Raw genomic sequence first — 17941 nt, 5'->3', positions numbered from 1 at the left:
TGACTATTTAACCCTCTCGGGAGCCGAATCCCGAAAGGGTCGCTCCCATTTTTCTCCGGAGCGAACAGATGGACCGTGACATTCATACCCTGATGGAAAGCGCCATCGCGTCGATGCAGTCGTATATCGAGCGGGGGCATGTGCTTGCCGCGGGCGTAAGCGGCGGCAAGGACAGCACCTGTGCGATGGTGCTGATGCTGGAAGCAGTGAGGCGCGCAAAGCAGGTAGCGCCTGACATCAGGCATTACATCACTTCGTCGGATACGACAATCGAAAACCCGAGTACGGCGAATTTCCTGCATGCGATGCTTGACGAGGTGGCGATGTTCGTGGAGGACGCTGGACTGCCGGTCGAGATCCACGTCACACAGCCCTCGCTCGCCTCGCAGTTCGTTGTCTCAACGATCGGGCGGGGCACGCTGGTCCGAACTCCTGAGAATGGCGTGCGGGACGGCAAGCGGATGCGAGCCTGCGCAGATAGCTGGAAATTGCAGCCACAGGGCAGGCTTCGGGCGCGTCTTGAAAAGGAGGCATCGTCGGCCCGCGTGAAGGAAATCATCAGCGTCGTGGGAACGAGGCTCGATGAGTCTGCGGTGCGGCGCGTCGCTATGACTGAGCGCAATGAACAGGCGGAGGTGGCGACACGGCAGGCGTCTGGATCGCTGTCACTGTCTCCGCTGAAAGACTGGACGGCTGACGATGTCTGGACGATGCTGGGATGTATGGCGGACTCTTCGCTGGGCTTTAGCAGCCCGCTGGAGCCTGCAACCATCGCAAGACTCTCGGATATCTACCGCGCAGGCAATGGCGGCGTCTGCGGTGTCGTGGCAGGCGAGAGCGGCGCGCGTGCTGCCTGTGGGTCGCGGTTCGGATGCGCTTTCTGCGGCGTGACTGGCGCTCGCGACAAGTCGATGGAGTTCATGGTTCAGGAGCCGGAACACGCGCACCTGATGCCGTTGAATGAGTTCCGCAACTATCTGCTTGCAATCCAGTGGGATCTGTCACGCCGTGAACTGGTGGGCAGGACGTTAAGCGATGCTGGGTACACGCGGATTCAGGCGGATACCTATGGCTTCTTCGAGCGCATGCGGATGTTGCGTATGTTGCTGTCGATCGACGCGGATGAGCGGGACCGCGCAGAGCGACATTCGGGAGAGTTGGCGAGGGGCCTTATTGCCGACACGGAAAACAACCGGACGCTTTGTGATCCGCAGTTCGAGTTCGTGACGCCGCAGCAGCTTGTAGCGATCGATTTCTTTCTGTCGATGCACCACTACGCCCCGCATGCGTTTCCTGCGCTCGCTGCGTGGCATGACGTCAACGTGCTCGGACGCAGATATGCGGTTCCTCATGTTGATCCCAAGCCGAAGGTGGAAATCAAGTTACATGGCTGGTATCCAGTGGATCGGTATGACCGTGAGGCACCAACTGTTGGCCTTCGCGATTTCGAAGGAGAGCAGTGGAATCGCTATCGGCATCCGCACCGTGCAGGCTGGTACGCGCGCACGTCGGCGGGCGAGCAAATGGTGTACTTCCAGGAAGCCTCGCAGTTTGAGGTGGATGCGGAAGCCGCTTGCGAGTTCGTGACTTGCACGTACGACACTGCGTTCATGCTGAAGACGCAGAATCACGACGCAATGGATTCGGCCCGGTTCTGGCTGAACGAAGGCTTTGTGAGGCTGCCCGTTGGCATGGCCCAGCGTTATCAGGAGATGGCAAAGCGAGGGCAGTATTTCAGCCGGCTCGCCCAACGTCTTAACCTGACGCCTGACGAGCTGGACACGCACCTGATCAAAAACGGTGTGAGTGACGCGGCGCACACGGCGATGATCAAACCGGTTTCTCCGCAGTTTGACCTGTTTGCCGCAGCAGCCTGACACGCGTGCGGGCAGCAACCTTTCGACATCCCCGAGGCCCAAACCTCGGGGATTTTTTTTGGAAAACTGCTATTGTGAGTTCGCGAAGTCTCTTCCGTGAAGGATGTCCAATGACTATTTTCGTAGGTACCGCAAGCTGGACAGACCCAACACTCATTGCAAGCAGGCGTTTCTATCCGGCGGGCTGCACCAGCGCCGAAGCCCGATTGCGGTTCTACGCGACGCAGTTTCCCCTGGTTGAAGTCGATTCAAGCTACTACGCGATGCCGAGCGCTTCCAACTCCGTACTGTGGGTGGAGCGGACGCCTGCCCACTTCACATTTAACGTCAAGGCGTTCCGCCTGTTCACGGGCCACCAAACAGACCGCGCGAAGCTACCCAAAGATATACAGGCCGCGCTACCCGTGAGCGACAAAAAGAACCTGTACTACAAGGACACACCGGGAGAGCTTTTGCGCGAGCTTTGGCGTCGATACATTGAGGCGATTGAGCCGTTACGGCGGGCGGGGAAGCTGGGCGCCGTTCATTTCCAGTTTGCGCCGTGGGTGGTGAACAACGATGACGGACGCGCGCACGTCGAGCACTGCGCCGACGTGATGGAAGGCTTCACGCTCGCGGCTGAGTTCCGGCACAAATCATGGTTCTCCGAGAAAGCGCGTGAGTCTACGCTTGCAATGGAGCGTGAACGCGCATTCGTTAACGTCGTCGTGGACGAGCCGAATACGACGGCAAATTCAATCCCAGCAGTGTGGGAAGTCACGAACACCAGTCTCGCGCTCATTCGGCTCCACGGGCGCAATCATGAAACGTGGAATATCAAGGGTGCTACGTCGGCGTCGTCTCGTTTCAACTACGACTATAACGACGATGAGCTAGGGGAGCTGGCCGGGCCGATCAGTGAAATCGCGAAACGCGTCGAGCGTACGCACGTCGTGTTCAACAACAATTGGGAAGACCAAGGACAGCGAAACGCTAAGACTTTGATGCAGATCCTCGGCGGCAGCGCAATCCGGCCTTGAGCGCCAGAAGGCAGCAGGCGGCCATCAACAGACGGTCGACGAGGTCGCTTAGTTCGTCGACAATCCGCCCCACGTCAACCATTAAAGCCGTTGGGAACCCATATGCTGCACAACGCAACGTTCTGGCGCGGCTATTTTCAGCGCATGTTCAAGTCGCATCTTGAACGGACGCTGGAGGCGCTCGAGCACCGCCTTCTGCCGACCTTCGACGGCATCGAAGCTGAAGCCACAGCGCTCCAGGAGAAGACGTACAACGACATGATGTCCATGCCGCTCGATCCGGACGTGGTAGACGAGTCCATGTTGGCAGAAGCAGCGTTCGAGGCTGGCTATAAGCATTATTCCGGGATGGAATCCGTCAGACAGGCGCTCATCAACTCGTTTGCACCGATTCTGTATCACACATGGGAGCAACAGCTGCTCGCCTTCCATCGCAAGGAAGTGTTGCATCCGAACGAAGAGCGCAAAAACAAGTTCTTGCGGGTGGAAGTTTTACAGACGCGCCTAATGGACAAAGGATTCGACATCACTCAGCTATCGACGTGGTCGACGATCGATGAGTTGCGGATATTAGCGAATACCGTGAAGCATGCCGATGGCGGAGCAGGTGATCAGCTCAAGGCTAGGCGACCTGAGTTCTTCGAGCCGCATCATGCGAAGGCTGGGATCGCGGCGATGCCGATTCGCTACACGCCAAGTATTTATCGGCCGATGTCCGGCGAGGACCTGTATCTCACGATGGCCGATCTCCTAGCGTACGGCCGTGCGACGATTGATTTCTGGGACGAGTTCGCCGACGCGCTCGAAAGCGCGTAGCAACAATTTCACGACGGTACATGAACAACGTCCGCTGGGCGGGCAACGACAGAGATCATCACTGAGCGTGCCTAGCCAAGCCTTTCCTCCGTCAGTCGTTGGGCGCGGGAATAGGGGAACGCTCGGGTCCATGCAGGAAAGCGAGAAGGCGCCGCTCGGCGCTTTCGTACTGATGCAGCGGGGCGGTGCGCAGCTGGGCGTCGTGGAGGGCGAGAATCTCGGTAAAAGTGGACACCCACTCGTCGTCCAGAGACCAGCCTTCCTGTTCACCGCTCTCGTCCGCCTTCATCAGCGCGACTTCCCCAGCGCACTCGGCGACCTTGAAGAGTTCGACGTGCGCGTCGCCGTAACCGGCGCACTGAAGGAACCACGTCATGTAGGTCGCACGGATGATCTCGTTGACGATGCGGCGGTTCCCGTGGCCCCGACGCCAGCCGTCCAGCGCCACGTGACAGGAGAGTGACCGGTCGCGTGCCAGTGCGGCGTTCATCGGCAAAAGCTTCGTCTTGGTAAGTGGCCTGCGCGCCATCTTTTTGTCGCCCGCGCGCTTTCGGCTTGACGCCATTCTGTTCATCGCTCCCGTTAGATCGCCCGCCACAAGTCAGCGGGCTTCTCGCAATGGTAGCAGCATGGAAACGGGTGCCTCGGCGGCCGACCGGCTATGCGCTGTGAGCTTGCCCGCAAAAAATGGATCCCTTGCTGAGTGTGTAAAACTCACGCAAGGAGGAAGGAAAGATGGGTAATCCGAGAGCCCGATATACGCGGGAATTCATGCTGGAAGCCGTGCGCATGGTCCGCGGCGGCCAGAGCATGGCGGCGGTGGCGAAGATACTGGGTATCAGCCCGAAGACGCTGCACAACTGGGTTAAGGCCGATGCCGCTGGGAAGCTGAACGGCGCAGGCAAACAGGTTTCTCCTGAACAGATGGAGATTGCCCGACTGCGCGCGGAGTTGGCACGCGTGAAAATGGAGCGCGACATATTGGAAAAAGCCACGGCGTACTTTGCAAAGGTGTCGGCATGAAGTACGCCTGGATCGAGCTTCACAGCCGACAATGGCCGGTGTCCCTGAGCTGCCAGGTGCTGGGTGTCAGCCCCAGCGGTTACCACGCGCGCAAGGCGCGGGATGTCGATACTGACCGAGCGCGCCGACGCATCAGCAACGACGCTCTGCTGGTGCACATCAAGGCCGTGCACGCTGAATCCAAAGGCGAGTACGGCTGGCCGCGCGTGTGGAAGAAGTTGCTGGCCCAGGGCATTCGCGTCAGCAAGGATCGTGTCCAACAGCTCATGAAGCTGCACGGCATCAGGGCGAAGACCAAACGCCGGTTCAAGGTCACGACCGACAGCAACCACAGCCTGCCGGTCGCGCCGGACCTGCTGCAACGAGACTTCTCTCCCGCGCGTCCAGATCAGGTCTGGACTACGGACATCACGTACATCTGGACGGACGAGGGTTGGCTGTTTCTGACCGTCATCCTCGACCTGTTCAGCCGTCAGGTGGTGGGCTGGTCGATGCAGCCGCACATGCGCACGGAGCTGGTGTCTGACGCGCTGCGTATGGCGTGGTTTCGCCGCCGGCCGGAAGCGGGCCTGATCGTCCATAGCGACCGCGGTAGCCAGTATTGCAGTCGTGACTTCCAGGACCTGCTTAAGGGCTACGGCATGCGCAGCTCGATGAGCCGTCGAGGAAATTGTTGGGACAACGCGCCGACCGAGAGCTTGTGGGGATCGCTCAAGCGAGCACGCATCCTTGGCCAGCGCTTTGCAACGCGTCGGGAAGCGATGGACGAGGTAATCGACTGGTTGAGCTTCTACAATCATTCGCGCTTGCACTCGACGTTGGGCTACGTCAGTCCGATGCAGTTCGAGCGGGACTGGTACGCTGCCCAGAACCAACGGGTGGCATAATCTCACTCAGCTAAGGGATCCGAAATTCGCGGGCAACGTCACTGCTGGGTTCGCGGGTCAAGACGCGGGTGAGGCAATCTCAAATGCGGTGCGGTCTTTGCCAGCTAGCCAGCCGGGCGCGCGTCCGCGGCCACTCCAGGTGGCCCCGCTCGACGGGTCTCTGTACTTGGGTTCCTGAGTGCCCGTCATCATGACGCGGGATTGACGGCCGCCATGCGCCTGCTGAAGGTCGCGCAGTGATCTCGTACCGACTGTCAACGCTTGTTCGCGGCCTTTGAATGATGTTTTACGCCGGTTCTGGCATGAGCTGATTCCTTCGAGACTGGCGGACTTCGAGCGGCACTGTGAATCGCTCAGCGACAATGCGCTTGCCTTGCTGGACGGTGATCTCGTTTCCCTCCTGGTCCCGAAGTACATACGGCTCTCCAGTCTTCAGGACACGATAGATCCGGTTGACCAAACGCGTGGCAACAGCACATATGGCCTGCTTGTGGTGATGCCCCTTGTTCACCATGAGGCGCCAGTACACGGCTGCAAGGTCAGGATCGATTTTGCGTGCGACGTCCGCTGCGATGTACAGCGCCCGTTTGACGCGATCGCTGCCGCTCTTTGTGAGCCTCTGCCCGGGCTTCTCGATCCCACCCGATGAATTCCTGGTCGGAAACATGCCGCAGAAACCACGGATGTGATCCTCATTACGGAAGCGTTTCGCGTAGCCGAGGACGCCGATAAGCAGGGGAGCCAAAGTCGCCCCAATGCCAGGAATAGATCGAAGCGCATCGGAAGGATGCACCCGCTGATAGATCTGCTCTACCTGACGCTCGATCGCGCGAACGTGACAGTCCCACAGGCGCAAGTGTTCGACTTCCTGTGCCACCTCGAATTGCAGTGCAACGAAATCGACACTGTCACCATGCAGCTCAATGGTCTCCTCGGCAGCTGACTTGAGTTTCTCGACCAGCGAATCGATAAACGGTCCGCTCTTGGGATGATTGCCCGAGGCGTGACGCGAAAGGAACCGTGCGAGTACATCGCGCCGCATGGCGACAACCTTGCGTGGATCGAACAGCTCGCCCAGAATCGCCAACGTGAGTTGCGTAACCGTATCGGGCAACACAGGCTCAAGGGCCGGGCAGGCCCAGCGGATGAGATCAAGAACACGGCGTCGCGCAGAACATACCAATTCCTGATAGCGGTGACGCTGTTTGGTCAGTCGTTGCAGTGAATGCTGCTCGGGCCCAGGCACATGAACCGGATCGAGGCCACGACCACCAAAGCCAGGTATTGCGCCCAATACATGCGCGTCGGCCGCATCGGTCTTGGCATGCTCGCTGAGGTATTTGCGTAATGCCTTCACGCGCTGACCCTTGACCCGAATGACCTTGATTCCTGCACGCTGCAGCCAGTTCGCCACCGGAAACCACGCCATGCCGGTTGGTTCCATCACTGCAGTGATCGGCGTTTCCGCGCTGACGCCGTTCTTAATGGTTGACACGAAACGCCTGAGGTCGGTTGACGTCAAACGAAAGCGAATCGGTTTGCCAATCGCATGTCCATCATCGAAGATCTGGGCGACCTGTACGGCACTGATCGCCAGATCGATGCCGACGGTTCGGTGACGCACCGGTGCGTTGCTGATAGAAGCCATGAGTTGGTGTTCTCCTTATCAACGAATCAGAGGGCTCGTTGCTGGGCAGCACTGCCAGGTGTTTCATTCGTGGCCGCTTGAACTTTGCAGACTCATGCGCCACCATCTCGTTACTCTTACCTGCGCCAGCCCGAACCCGGCAACCATGGGCTTCACATCGTCGGGACGAACTTTGCGGGCTCTCCCACGTTCTTAAGGTCGCTGGGCTCGGTGCCCGCAGGCAAGGGTACCAGCGAGTATGCGGGCGGAGTTGAACGGCGAGTCAGGATCGACAGAAGCCCGGCCTCATACTCTTGGCCCTCGGCGTTCGCCCTGCGCCCAGATTCAAATAAAATGCGACTGAATTCGATGGTGCGAAGTCGACCCGCGATCACTTCGTCGAGGCGCCCAGCAGCTCCATCATCGACTTGCCCCTCGGCGTCAACCCCGCACCGCTATAGATACCTGGGATTTGCCACTCCTTGATTTGTGCCTGGATCTCGCGAATCGCCACAGCCTTTTCACGGGCGAGCGCTACGTCGATCTGGAGGTCCAGCGCTGCGAGCTCTGCCTTGAGCTTGAGGTAACTCGACATCTACTTCTCCTATGCTTTCGTCAGCAGGCGGTGCTCAGCCTGAGCCGCTTCGGGGCTTGCGAACTTGCCCCGGTGGTCGCGACCCTGCCAAAGCATGAAATGCGATACGCCTGCGACGACGTATCGCCCGATGGTCCAGCCGCTTGGGTGCGACCAGCCATAGGGTGAATCCTGCTTCCATGCAGTCTGTGTATCTACATCAGACATGGCGTGTCTCGTGTGCGGAGCGCGTTGAGCGACTGATTCAACCGCGAGACCCGAGCGCGCGCTCGATCTTTTGATCCGTCTTGTACTGGCTCAGCGCGAAGACCGACCAGATTGCAGCCGGAATCCAGCCAATCAGTGTGATCTGCGGCAGCAGGCAGATGATTCCCGCGAAGGGGCGGCCGATGGTGAAAAACTGCAGCCACGGGAAAACGAGAGCAAGCAACAAACGCATTTTTGATCCTTGTGCGGTTAGGGTGGAAAACTGCCAGCGACTTGCTGGCAATTGGGGCGAACGCTCGCCACAATTCGGTCGGGAAAATGCAGGTTAGTCAGCCAGGAGCGCCGTCGCTGTCGCGTATGCAACGGAAATGCTGCCGGTCTTCTTCCTCAAGACGCTCCAGCTTTCCGGTGGCGGCCAGCACGGCCTGCAACGGCACCTGATGCATCATCCGGTCATACTCGTTGACGATCGCCGTGAGGGCGTCGCTAAACGCGGCAGGGTCTGTCCAAGGCTCCGTATCATTGCCTTCTTCCAGTAAATGAACTATGCGCCGGCCGGTATCGCGGATCATGTCCAACGACAATGCGCCTCGCCCTTCGGCCGTCAGCATTTCGGTGAGCAGGATCACTGACTGGAGGTTGAGCAGCGCGGTTTCGTCGCGGTGGCCTAAGCGGATCGCTTCCAGGCCAACGCGAATTTGCAGGACTATGCGGTCTGCCTCGGCGCGTGCAAGCGGGGACGTCAGCAGTCGCTTCTTTGTGGCCTGCTCGGCGCTCGCGTTGGCCAGCTTCCTGCGCTTTTTCGATACGGGCATTGATGTGTTGCGTCTGAGCCTTAGATGCTGTTCTCGCATGTGCCTGCTGCGGGCACCGGCGAAGCGAGCGTTGCGATCAGCGTGTAGCCGGGATATTGTTTCCGCGCTGTCCCGGAGAAGATCACGACGGCAGCCTCTCCGTCGTCGGCGGCAACGATGGCATGTATCGGCTTGATGACGTCGGTCGTTCCGTCCTGTCGCAAGACGCCTGAGACTATGAACCTCGCTGGCTGCCGGACATGCCAGCCGATGTGTGCGCCGCGTTCGTCCGCAGAGGCGGGTGCTGCTCCTTGCAAAGTGACGACAGTTACGAAAGCGGCAACTATCAGGGCTTTGCCGGCTGCGATTGTAAGATGCGTGCTCATGCTTCGAGATTGATTGCGGTCGTATCGCGTCATAAATTCCTCGATGGTTGTCATTCCATCGTACTGGCGCGCGCGGGTTGTCAAGTTCGCCCTTTCAATCACGGCAGGTGGGTATGCGGTGGTCAGGGAGCGGATTGCGGCTCACTGGTTATCGGCGGAACAGCAGAAAACTGAATCCTGTCGAGCGCGCAGACGCGCCGGTATGGAAACTGCTGTGGAATCACGATGGCCGCACCGCAACGCGCGCGTTTCCGCCCTCGAACGGGCGAAGGAAAGGAGCCTTATGACTCATCACGATTTCTTACGCCAGCTTGCAATGATGCTCCGCGATCTGCCCCAAGGCACGGTTGCGGACCTGAACGACTGCATGGTCGCGTATTGGAACGGCTACTCAGTGGCCTTCGCCTTCCTGTGTGAGCGGGGAACAGGCGCCGTCGACGAGGAGTTCGACCTGGACGATTATGTCTGGGAGGACTGGCGACCGGCGTTCGAAAGCTGGGTGGCGGACCCGGTGTTCAGCAGCCGTCCCGAGGTGAAGCAGTGGCTGATGGATGCGCCGCCGCACGAGGCCGGTGTGTGAAATGGGGCGCTGGAACCGGGGGCGGTCGAAAACCGCTGTCGTTCCACCAGGAGATCGGGGCGGGACGGGCTTGCCAGCGTTGATACAGCCGCAACTGGCTACACTGGTGGATCGTCCGCCGAAGGGAGGCGACTGGTCCTACGAAATCAAGTTCTTATGCGTACCCGTTTTGGTGTTGCGTTTCATAGACCGCTTGGTGGCTGGTCTTTGTGTCAGCCGTTGCGTTTGGTCCAGTGGTCCTTGTTGCTTTTAAACTCCACGTCTCCCTATTCAAGAACAGGCGCGGTGCTCGACGGTGTTGCGTTTCGAGCAGTTAGCTTCTGCGTATTTAGGTGCCCATAAGTCGATCGCGCAACTCTACTTTACATCGGTGACCGAGAGAGTCAGGCTGGACAAGGCGCCATCTAAGCGGCAGCTTTCAAAGTGCAGCGGTCATTCATTCCTTCGAGTCGCTCGGCAGGTCATCGGCCGAAGCGGTCATTCCCGCCGACTAGGCAGCGCCGGTTAGACAATGTCCGCCTGCAGCGGGGCCCCACCGTGTCGTAACAATCAAAACGGTTCTGGTGCAAATAGGTAAGCCGGTCGAGAAGTTCCATATAGGTAAGGACATCGGACAGGACAGCATTCCAGCCAGCGGGCGCAGCGGTATCCTTGAGGCCGAGCTTCGCGAGATTGAACTGACCCTTGCGAATGCGATGCATCAACTCGATGCCTGAAATCGTGGTCACGGTGCTCCTGAACCGTTTGAAGCCGAGCATCACGTTCGCTCTGGATTTGATGTGGCGATGGTCCTGCTCGATCAGGTTATTCAGATATTTCGAGGACCGGACCTTCGTGTCCTCAGGCAGCAGACCGTCGGCCTTCATCTCGCGCACCGCGCGGTGCGACGCAGCATAGCCACGCTACGCTGGTTGAACAGGCGGCGACGCTGGCGGCCGCCGTCCCGGCCGCAGGTCACCCGGTGCACCTGTGGTTCCGGCTGCTGGTCGCGCGGCGGCTGGGCGGGGAGGGCATCACCACGCTGGGGGCGCTGGTCGACTACTGCAACGCCCGCGGCGGCAGCTGGTGGCGCGCGGTGCCGCGCATCGGCGCGCTGCGCGCGCGCTCGTCGCGTGGCTGCGCCATCACGAGCCAACCCTCGGCGTGCGCGTGGCCGCGGATGTCGACGCGCAGGCGCTGGTACCCGCCACCGGCGCACCGTCCACCGTCGTGGTGGGCGGCGACCCGAGCGCACCGCGCTTGGCACCGTTCGAGCGACCGGCGGTGCCGGCCGCGCTATCGGGCGGGGGCGGTGACGGGAGCCACCGGAGCACCAACCGGGCGGCGGTCTTTGCGTTCATCCGCGCGCCGCACGACCTGACGGCAATACAGCCTCCCGTCCGATGTCTGAAGGCCCGAAAAGTGGCAGAAAACAGCCGATCTGCATAGCTGCCGTGCTGATCATCCCAGGCGTGCAAGCTCAGCCTCCAGCGCATCGAGAAACGCCTTCACCCGCGTTGGAATATAACGCCGGGTCGGGGTGATGGCCCATACGGAAAGGTCCTCCATCGACGCGTCCCGCAATTCGACCTGGACGAGCGATCCATCAGCAAGCTGCCTGAAGACATCCCAGTAGGTCAGCATGGCGAGCCCCAGGCCTTGGACGGCCGCCGTTCGTACGGCATCGACACTGCTGGTGTTGACACGGCCGTTCACGCGCTTGCGCTGCAATGCGCCGTCCACAACAAGCGGCCAGCGCGGCACGGCCTGCAGCCCGATGCAGTGATGGCTGTCGAGTTCCGCCACCGTGGACGGATGGCCATGTCGCGTCAGATAGCCGGGGGCGGCGCAGATCAGCCGCGGGTTGCGCGCGATCCTTCTTGCCACCAACTCTGAATCCCCCAGCGGTGCAACGCGCAAAGCCAGGTCCAGTCCCTGCCCCACGATATCCAGCACGCGGTCGGAAAGATCCAGGTCGATGCGCAACTCAGGATGCCGTTCCAGCAGATCGGGAAGCATCGGCAGCACGATGCTCTGCCCCAGCACGCTTGGGGCCGTCATGCGCAGGACCCCGGACACCTTCGCCGGCGAGGGAGTCAGTTCGCCTCTCGCGCTTTCCTCAGCCTCTGTCATGGTGTTTGCGTACGGCAGGAACGCCTCCCCTTCGGCCGTCAACGACACGGACCGCGTGGTTCGGTGGAACAGGCGCACGCCCAGGTCTTCTTCCAGGGCCGCAATCCGACGCGAAACCTGCATGGGCCCCACGTCCAACTGACGCGCGGCGGCCGACAAGCTGCCTGAGGAGGCGACCGCCAGGAAGATGCGAAGGTCAGAGAGCTGCACTTTTTATATCATAAGCCGTTATGGTGCTTTCACCTTTTGACGTCTTGGTCTCGACCGAATCAATGCCTACTATGGGCTGACGCGGCAAAACGTACGCGAAACCCCTTACTAATGCGAGCGAAAGCATGACCGATTTAACCATTAGGATTTTATCCCAACACGATATAAAAGGCGCAGTCGTGCGCAACCGCCTCGCCGTAGCGCCCATGACCCGGGTGACCGCCACCGAAGAAGGTCTGCCGACGCAAACCATGCGTGACTACTACATGCGGTTTGCCAAAGGCGGCTTCGGCCTAGTGGTGACCGAAGGGCTGTACACGGACAAGGCCTTCTCGCAGGGTTACCGGTTCCAACCCGGCCTGGCCGACGATGCGCAGGCGCGAGCATGGGCGGACATCACCCGCGAAATGCAAGGCCACGGGGCACTGGTGTTCGCCCAGCTCATGCACGCTGGCGCCCTCAGCCAGGGAAACCGCTTCCGCACGCACACTGTCGCACCCTCGGCCATCCGACCCAAGGGCCAGCAGATGGCGTTCTACTATGGCGAGGGCCCCTACGCCGAGCCGGCGCAAATCACCGACGACGAAATCGCCGAGGTGATCCAGGGCTTCGTCGACGCGGCCGCCCGCGCAGTGTGGCTCGCCGGGTTCGATGGCGTGGAGATCCATGGCGCCAACGGCTACCTGCTTGACCAGTTCCTGACTGCGGAGACCAACCGTCGCACGGATCGTTGGGGGGGTGACGCCAAGGCGCGTGTGTCCCTGCTTGTGGAGATCGTCAAGGCTGTCAAAGCCGAGGTTGGCAATGAAGTTCCCGTTGGCATCCGCATCTCGCAGGGCAAGGTGAACGACTTCACCAGCAAGTGGCCAGGCCGAGAGGCAGACGCCGATGTCATCTTTGGCGCGCTTGCTGCCGCCGGGGCGGACTTCATCCACGTGACGGAGTTCGAAGCCTGGCAACCGGCCTTCGAAGGCGGACAGGACAGCCTGATGACGCTCGCACGCCGCTACGCGCCTGGTGTGTCGATCATCGCGAATGGCAGCTTGCAGACCGCGGAGCGTACGGCTGACGCGTTGGGATCCGGCGCGGACTTCGTTGCGCTGGGCCGGGGCGCGTTGGCCAACCCCGACCTGCCGAAGATATTTGAGACCAAGCGTGAGCCGAGAAGCTTTGACAGCTCGATTCTGGGTCCGATCGCCAACATCAAGGCCAGTGAGCTCTTGTTTGAAATCGCGACGTAGCCGGCTCAAGGCTCTACGCGGAATCAGAGCGGCTGGAGTTGGAGCTTCGGAGCGGTCGCTACGGACTGTCGTTCCTGGCGACCGAGATTGGCTCGATGACTGTCGCACCACCAAGCCATCTCTTCAAGACGGATTCGCCATACGCCTGTTTACAATCGGCCGAATTTCCTGACAAGCGGCAACTGGCCTATCCTTTGGAAGGAGGTGCCCATCATGAGAAAGCATCGCACCCCTTACCCGGCGGAATTCCGGGCCTGGATCGGGACCAAACGCTTCCGGCAAATCTTGGCAGATGCTGCCTCGGGCAATTCCCGATTGTCCACCGCTGCTCGGCCTCGATCCCCGGGCCTAAGCGCTGCCGCTGTGTTTCATGACCGTCATAGGCGCGCTAATCAAAATGCTACAACGGCCCTCGGCCCGTCTGAGAAAGCAACGAAAAGCGTCATCGAATTCGACACACTTGCCGAGGTTGTGCCACAGATCGTTTGGATCACGGGACCCGACGGCCTGAATATCTACTTCAATCAACAGTGGGAGGAATATACCGGCTTAACGGTGGAGCAAGGCCACGGCCACGGCTGGAACATCCCATTTCATCCCGACGATCGCCAGCGGGCGTGGGACGCCTGGAAACATGCGTGGCAAACCGATGGTGTTTACTCGCTCGAATGTAGGTTGCGCCGCAAAGATGGCGCTTACCGCTGGTGGTTGATTCGCGGTAAGGCACTACATGATGAGAAAGGAAAAATAGTTAACTGGTACGGCACTTGGACCGACGTCGAAGATATTAAGCAGACGGAAGAGGAGCTCAAACGCGCGTACGATGAGATTCGTAATCTCTATGAAAAAACGAAGGCACTCAACCAATTCAAGACTCAGATGTTCGCCAACGTCAGCCACGAATTGCGTACGCCGTTAACATTGATTCTGGCTCCCATTGAAAATCTCTTGTCGACGGGGCTTCCCCAAGAAGCAACGGAGCGACTTAGTTTGGCTCAGAGGAACGCACGCGGACTACTCAAGCAAATCAATGATCTTTTGGATGTTGCACGACTCGAAGCCGGGAAGATAACCGTTACCTACTATGAAGCGGATCTGGCGAAGCTCATAAAACATATTGCTTCCAGCTTTGAGAATATGGCCAAGGAAAAAGGCATTCGATTCTCTGTCATTACCCCATTGTCAATGTCGGTTCAAATCGACATCGAAAAATTTGAACGAATTTTGGTCAACCTTTTGTCGAATGCTTTCAAGTTCACGCCGGCAGGAGGTGCGATCCGATGCCAGCTTCACGAAAATTCCGAATCTCTTGCTGTTATCGATGTTGGCGATAGCGGTCCGGGAGTATCTGAGACGTTTCGGGACTCGATTTTTGAGCGATTTTTTCAGATTCCAGGGAGTGCCCGCTTCGGGGGGGCAGGATTGGGTCTCAGCATCGTCAAAGACTTTGTTGAAATTCAACACGGACGAGTCACCGTTGGGCAATCGTCCGAAGGGGGCGCACTCTTTACGATAGAAATTCCGGCAAAAGCACCCGAAGAAACGCCCGTCATCTGTCGTCCAGATGTCGAATTGACCGCACCTCCGTTTGTCGATGAGTCGCTTCGACAATTCCGTAGAGAAAAGGGTGAACGAACAAAGCCTCGTGAGCCAGTTGAAGTAATTTTCGCGCCGAAACCGAAAAAGTCTCTGGTGCTTGTGGTGGAGGACAACCCAGACATGCGGGAATACATCTGCGAAACGCTTGGTCCGGATGTTGAGCTTGAGACCGCGGAGAACGGTCGTGAAGGCCTTGAAAAGGCGCAGACGATGATCCCGAATTTGATCATCAGTGACATTATGATGCCAGAGATGGATGGCGACGAAATGTTTCGAAGGATTCGTGCCAGCCGAGAACTAGAGACTATTCCCTTCATCCTTGTTACGGCCAAGGCGGATGAGGAGCTTCGAATCGAGTTGCTGCGCGAGGGCGCCATTGACTATGTGATCAAGCCGTTCATGCCAGAAGAATTAAGATCGAAGGCGAGAAATTTTCTTGCAGTAAAGGCTAGCGAGGCGAAGTACCGCGAGTTGATGGAGTCGGCACAGGTGGATGTCGGGGTGGTGGTCAAGGCCTCACAAGCCGTGTCGGGCGAGATCGAGTTTTGCAAGCTCATCGAGACGCTCCTGAGGATCGTGATCGAGCATGCGGGTGCTGAGCGCGGTCTGCTCATCCTTTTCCGGGGCGACGAGCCGCGGATCGAGGCAGAGGCGACGACCCGCGAGGGCCGGGTTGAGGTCACACTGCGACAGGCGGCCGTGACGCCCTCCGAGCTTCCCGAGTCCGTGCTCCACTACGTGATCCGAACGCGCGAGAGCGTGATCCTGGACGACGCCACAGCGCCGACTTTGTTCTCGGAGGATACGTACGTGCAGCATCGGCGGCCCCGGTCCGTGCTCTGCCTCCCACTGGTCAAGCAAGCCAAACTCGTCGGCGCACTCTATGTCGAGAACAATTCATCTCCGGGAGCCTTCACGTCCGGGCACATCGCGGTGTTGGAGGTGGTGGCTTCCCAGGCGGCGATCTCGCTGGAGAACGCGCTGCTCTATGCCGATCTGCAGCAGGAGAACAGCGAGAGGAAGCGGGCCGAGGAGGCGCTGCGCGAGCGCGAAGCACGCATCCGGCGGCTCGTCGACTCCAATATCATCGGGCTGTTGTTCTGGGACTTCGCCGGTAACGTCACCGAGGCGAACAACGCATTTCTTGAGATGGTCGACTACTCGCGGTCGGACCTGCTGTCCGGCCACATCCGCTGGGACAGCATGACGCCACCGGAATTCCGCGCCGCCGATGCGCGGGCCACTGAAGCGCTCCGGCAGACTGGAACGTGCCAGCCCTATGAGAAGGAATATATCCGTAAGGATGGCCGGCGCATCCCGGTTCTGATCGGCTGCGCCTTATTGGAAGGCTCGCAGGAAAACGGCGTCGCGTTCGTGTTGGATCTGACCGAACGCAAGGAGGCCGAGGCGGAGCGCGCCGCACGGCGGGCAGCCGAAGCGGCCAATCAGGCCAAGAACGCGTTTCTGGCCAACATGAGCCACGAGCTGCGCACGCCGCTGAACGGCATCCTGGGCTACGCGCAAATACTGCGGCGCGACGCGAAGCTGGACCCACGCCAACGCGAAGGCCTGAACGTGATCCAGCACAGCGGCGAGCAGTTGCTGACGCTGATCAACGATATCCTGGATTTCGCCAAGATCGAAGCGGGCAAGCTGGAGCTCAACCGCACCGACATCGCGCTGGCCGAATTCCTGCGCATCATTGCGGAGATCATCACGATTCGAGCGCGACAGAAGGGCCTCGACTTCACCTGCGACTTCGCGCCGGACCTGCCCACGGGAATCCGCGCCGACGAGAGCCGGCTGCGCCAGGTCCTCTTGAACCTGCTGGCCAATGCGGTCAAGTTCACCGATCGGGGGCGGGTGAGTCTGCGCGTGCGCTTTGCGCCGCCCACGCGGCTGCGCTTCGAGGTGCAAGACACCGGCATCGGCATCGACGCCGACAAGCTGGAGACTATCTTCCAGCCCTTCGAGCAGGTGAGCGACCCGCAGCGCCGGCTCGGCGGGGCCGGCCTGGGGTTGGCGATCAGCCGGCAGTTCGTGCGGCTGATGGGCGGTGACATCCACGTCACGAGTGCGGTCGGCGCGGGCAGCACCTTCCGGTTCGAACTGGACATGCCGGTGATCGAGACCGTGGTGGTGGCGCCACCTGAACGGAGCGTGACCGGCTACGAGGGCCCGCGCAAGACGGTCCTGGTGGTCGATGACGTCGCCGCAAATCGCGCGATGGCGATCGACCTGTTGAGCCAGCTCGGCTTTGACGTCATCGAGGCGGCCAACGGCCGTGAGGCGCTGGCAAAGGCCCAGGTTACGCGGCCGGACTGGATTCTGATGGACATCGTGATGCCGGAGATGGACGGGCTGGAAGCCACGCGCCGCCTGCGGCAACTACCGGGCCTCGCGGAAGTGCCGATCATCGCGATGTCCGCCAGCGCGTCCGGCAGCGACGAGCAGAAGAGTCGGGAAGCCGGCGCGAATGCCTTCGCCCCTAAACCGATCGATGTGGACCGGCTCCTGGCACGGATCGCCGCTCTCTTGAAGCTCAACTGGACCTACGCGCCGCAGGCGGCGCCCTGCGCGGAAGAAGAGGCGGCCGGCCCGCTCGTCGCACCGCCCGCGCCGGAACTGGAACGCCTGCATCAACTGGCTCGACTCGGAGACATGCGCAACATCGTGCAGTGGGCCGGACAGGTGGCTGAGCTCGATGAGCGCTATCGCCCGTTCGCCGACCAACTGTGCCTGATGGCCAAGGGGTACCAGTCCAAGGCCATCCTCACCCTCGTGGAGCGATACCTCGAAACGGGAGCGGGTGCATGACCTTCGCGAAGCGAAAAAAGATCGCGCATCATTTCCGAATCGCGTTCAGCCGACCAGCCGGGGCAAGCAGGCTGTCGTCTTCCGGATTGTCCTCCTATCGACGTGTCCGAGGAAATTAGACCACTACGCGGCAATGGTAGAGCGACCCCTC

Annotated in this window: 16 protein-coding genes and 2 pseudogenes; 9 read left to right on the top strand and 9 right to left on the bottom strand. The window is 60.1% G+C overall.

The features are described 5' to 3' along the window. The first annotated feature begins 68 nt into the window (after positions 1-68). The 3 genes from CJU94_RS40045 to CJU94_RS40035 all read left to right on the top strand — a co-directional run bounded on the left by CJU94_RS40045 (position 69) and on the right by CJU94_RS40035 (position 3712). A complete protein-coding gene (locus CJU94_RS40045; RefSeq protein WP_095423979.1) occupies positions 69-1877 on the top strand; it encodes a phosphoadenosine phosphosulfate reductase domain-containing protein in 1809 nt (602 codons plus the stop codon). A 110-nt stretch (positions 1878-1987) separates the two neighbouring features. Beyond that, a complete protein-coding gene (locus tag CJU94_RS40040) occupies positions 1988-2896 on the top strand; it encodes a DUF72 domain-containing protein (protein WP_095423978.1) in 909 nt (302 codons plus the stop codon). A 102-nt stretch (positions 2897-2998) separates the two neighbouring features. Further along, complete coding sequence (locus tag CJU94_RS40035) at positions 2999-3712, top strand: hypothetical protein (RefSeq protein ID WP_095423977.1); 714 nt, start codon at positions 2999-3001, stop codon at positions 3710-3712. 91 nt (positions 3713-3803) lie between these two features. Here CJU94_RS40035 and CJU94_RS40030 read toward each other — a convergent pair whose 3' ends face one another. After that, on the bottom strand, positions 3804-4202 hold the full coding sequence (locus CJU94_RS40030; protein ID WP_095423998.1) for a hypothetical protein: 399 nt from the start codon (positions 4200-4202) through the stop codon (positions 3804-3806). A gap of 245 nt (positions 4203-4447) precedes the next feature. Here CJU94_RS40030 and CJU94_RS40025 point away from each other — a divergent pair. Continuing rightward, positions 4448-5622 (top strand): IS3-like element ISBxe1 family transposase gene (locus CJU94_RS40025; protein WP_095423976.1). Its coding sequence is split into 2 segments (ribosomal slippage): positions 4448-4703 and positions 4703-5622, totalling 1176 coding nucleotides; the frame shifts between segments, so codons are not numbered across the junction. Positions 5623-5679: 57 nt separating this feature from the next. Here CJU94_RS40025 and CJU94_RS42185 read toward each other — a convergent pair. The 6 genes from CJU94_RS42185 to CJU94_RS39985 all read right to left on the bottom strand — a co-directional run bounded on the left by CJU94_RS42185 (position 5680) and on the right by CJU94_RS39985 (position 9285). After that, entirely contained in the window at positions 5680-5811 is a 132-nt protein-coding gene (locus CJU94_RS42185) for an H-NS family nucleoid-associated regulatory protein (RefSeq protein ID WP_425272258.1), read from the bottom strand. Between the two features lie 97 nt (positions 5812-5908). Continuing rightward, positions 5909-7270 (bottom strand): IS110 family RNA-guided transposase, encoded by a 1362-nt coding sequence (locus tag CJU94_RS40015; protein WP_095423975.1) that lies wholly within the window; start codon positions 7268-7270, stop codon positions 5909-5911. A gap of 370 nt (positions 7271-7640) precedes the next feature. Next, positions 7641-7844, bottom strand: a complete 204-nt coding sequence (locus CJU94_RS40005) for a hypothetical protein (RefSeq protein WP_095423973.1) — start codon at positions 7842-7844, stop codon at positions 7641-7643. A gap of 244 nt (positions 7845-8088) precedes the next feature. Continuing rightward, complete coding sequence (locus CJU94_RS39995) at positions 8089-8283, bottom strand: YqaE/Pmp3 family membrane protein (RefSeq protein ID WP_095423971.1); 195 nt, start codon at positions 8281-8283, stop codon at positions 8089-8091. 97 nt (positions 8284-8380) lie between these two features. Beyond that, positions 8381-8866: a hypothetical protein gene (locus CJU94_RS39990; RefSeq protein ID WP_095423970.1), complete on the bottom strand. Its 486-nt coding sequence runs from the start codon at positions 8864-8866 to the stop codon at positions 8381-8383. Positions 8867-8886: 20 nt separating this feature from the next. Then, positions 8887-9285, bottom strand: coding sequence for a hypothetical protein (locus CJU94_RS39985; RefSeq protein ID WP_244221234.1), 399 nt, complete (start codon positions 9283-9285; stop codon positions 8887-8889). 229 nt (positions 9286-9514) lie between these two features. On the opposite strand from CJU94_RS39985, the gene CJU94_RS39980 reads away from it, so the two are divergent. Continuing rightward, positions 9515-9811: a hypothetical protein gene (locus CJU94_RS39980; protein WP_095423969.1), complete on the top strand. Its 297-nt coding sequence runs from the start codon at positions 9515-9517 to the stop codon at positions 9809-9811. 674 nt (positions 9812-10485) lie between these two features. Here the strand turns inward: CJU94_RS39980 and CJU94_RS39975 are convergent. Next, positions 10486-10653 (bottom strand): annotated as a pseudogene (locus tag CJU94_RS39975) (DDE-type integrase/transposase/recombinase); the annotation flags it as partial. 119 nt (positions 10654-10772) lie between these two features. On the opposite strand from CJU94_RS39975, the pseudogene CJU94_RS42180 reads away from it, so the two are divergent. Both CJU94_RS42180 and CJU94_RS42175 read left to right on the top strand, forming a co-directional pair. Beyond that, a pseudogene (locus CJU94_RS42180) lies at positions 10773-10856 on the top strand (hypothetical protein); the annotation flags it as partial. A 20-nt stretch (positions 10857-10876) separates the two neighbouring features. After that, positions 10877-11239, top strand: a complete 363-nt coding sequence (locus CJU94_RS42175) for a hypothetical protein (protein WP_244221237.1) — start codon at positions 10877-10879, stop codon at positions 11237-11239. A gap of 12 nt (positions 11240-11251) precedes the next feature. Here CJU94_RS42175 and CJU94_RS39965 read toward each other — a convergent pair whose 3' ends face one another. Further along, entirely contained in the window at positions 11252-12133 is an 882-nt protein-coding gene (locus tag CJU94_RS39965; protein ID WP_095423968.1) for a LysR family transcriptional regulator, read from the bottom strand. A 125-nt stretch (positions 12134-12258) separates the two neighbouring features. Here CJU94_RS39965 and CJU94_RS39960 point away from each other — a divergent pair, with 125 nt between their 5' ends. Both CJU94_RS39960 and CJU94_RS39955 read left to right on the top strand, forming a co-directional pair. Beyond that, positions 12259-13374 (top strand): NADH:flavin oxidoreductase, encoded by a 1116-nt coding sequence (locus CJU94_RS39960; RefSeq protein ID WP_095423967.1) that lies wholly within the window; start codon positions 12259-12261, stop codon positions 13372-13374. A gap of 213 nt (positions 13375-13587) precedes the next feature. Further along, entirely contained in the window at positions 13588-17790 is a 4203-nt protein-coding gene (locus CJU94_RS39955) for an ATP-binding protein (RefSeq protein ID WP_095423966.1), read from the top strand. Positions 17791-17941 lie beyond the last annotated feature (151 nt).

The organism is Paraburkholderia aromaticivorans, from assembly GCF_002278075.1.
GTDB lineage: Bacteria > Pseudomonadota > Gammaproteobacteria > Burkholderiales > Burkholderiaceae > Paraburkholderia > Paraburkholderia aromaticivorans.
This window is presented reverse-complemented; position numbering and strand designations above follow the sequence as displayed.

What these genes read in the sequence shown, in the direction of transcription:
- CJU94_RS40045 (WP_095423979.1), top strand. Translation starts at nt 69, where the DNA reads ATGGACCGTGACATTCATACCCTGATGGAAAGCGCCATCGCGTCGATG.
- CJU94_RS40040 (WP_095423978.1), top strand. Translation starts at nt 1,988, where the DNA reads ATGACTATTTTCGTAGGTACCGCAAGCTGGACAGACCCAACACTCATT.
- CJU94_RS40035 (WP_095423977.1), top strand. Translation starts at nt 2,999, where the DNA reads ATGCTGCACAACGCAACGTTCTGGCGCGGCTATTTTCAGCGCATGTTC.
- CJU94_RS40030 (WP_095423998.1), bottom strand. Translation starts at nt 4,202, where the DNA reads ATGAACGCCGCACTGGCACGCGACCGGTCACTCTCCTGTCACGTGGCG.
- CJU94_RS42185 (WP_425272258.1), bottom strand. Translation starts at nt 5,811, where the DNA reads ATGACGGGCACTCAGGAACCCAAGTACAGAGACCCGTCGAGCGGGGCC.
- CJU94_RS40015 (WP_095423975.1), bottom strand. Translation starts at nt 7,270, where the DNA reads ATGGCTTCTATCAGCAACGCACCGGTGCGTCACCGAACCGTCGGCATC.
- CJU94_RS40005 (WP_095423973.1), bottom strand. Translation starts at nt 7,844, where the DNA reads ATGTCGAGTTACCTCAAGCTCAAGGCAGAGCTCGCAGCGCTGGACCTC.
- CJU94_RS39995 (WP_095423971.1), bottom strand. Translation starts at nt 8,283, where the DNA reads ATGCGTTTGTTGCTTGCTCTCGTTTTCCCGTGGCTGCAGTTTTTCACC.
- CJU94_RS39990 (WP_095423970.1), bottom strand. Translation starts at nt 8,866, where the DNA reads ATGCCCGTATCGAAAAAGCGCAGGAAGCTGGCCAACGCGAGCGCCGAG.
- CJU94_RS39985 (WP_244221234.1), bottom strand. Translation starts at nt 9,285, where the DNA reads ATGACAACCATCGAGGAATTTATGACGCGATACGACCGCAATCAATCT.
- CJU94_RS39980 (WP_095423969.1), top strand. Translation starts at nt 9,515, where the DNA reads ATGACTCATCACGATTTCTTACGCCAGCTTGCAATGATGCTCCGCGAT.
- CJU94_RS39960 (WP_095423967.1), top strand. Translation starts at nt 12,259, where the DNA reads ATGACCGATTTAACCATTAGGATTTTATCCCAACACGATATAAAAGGC.
- CJU94_RS39955 (WP_095423966.1), top strand. Translation starts at nt 13,588, where the DNA reads ATGAGAAAGCATCGCACCCCTTACCCGGCGGAATTCCGGGCCTGGATC.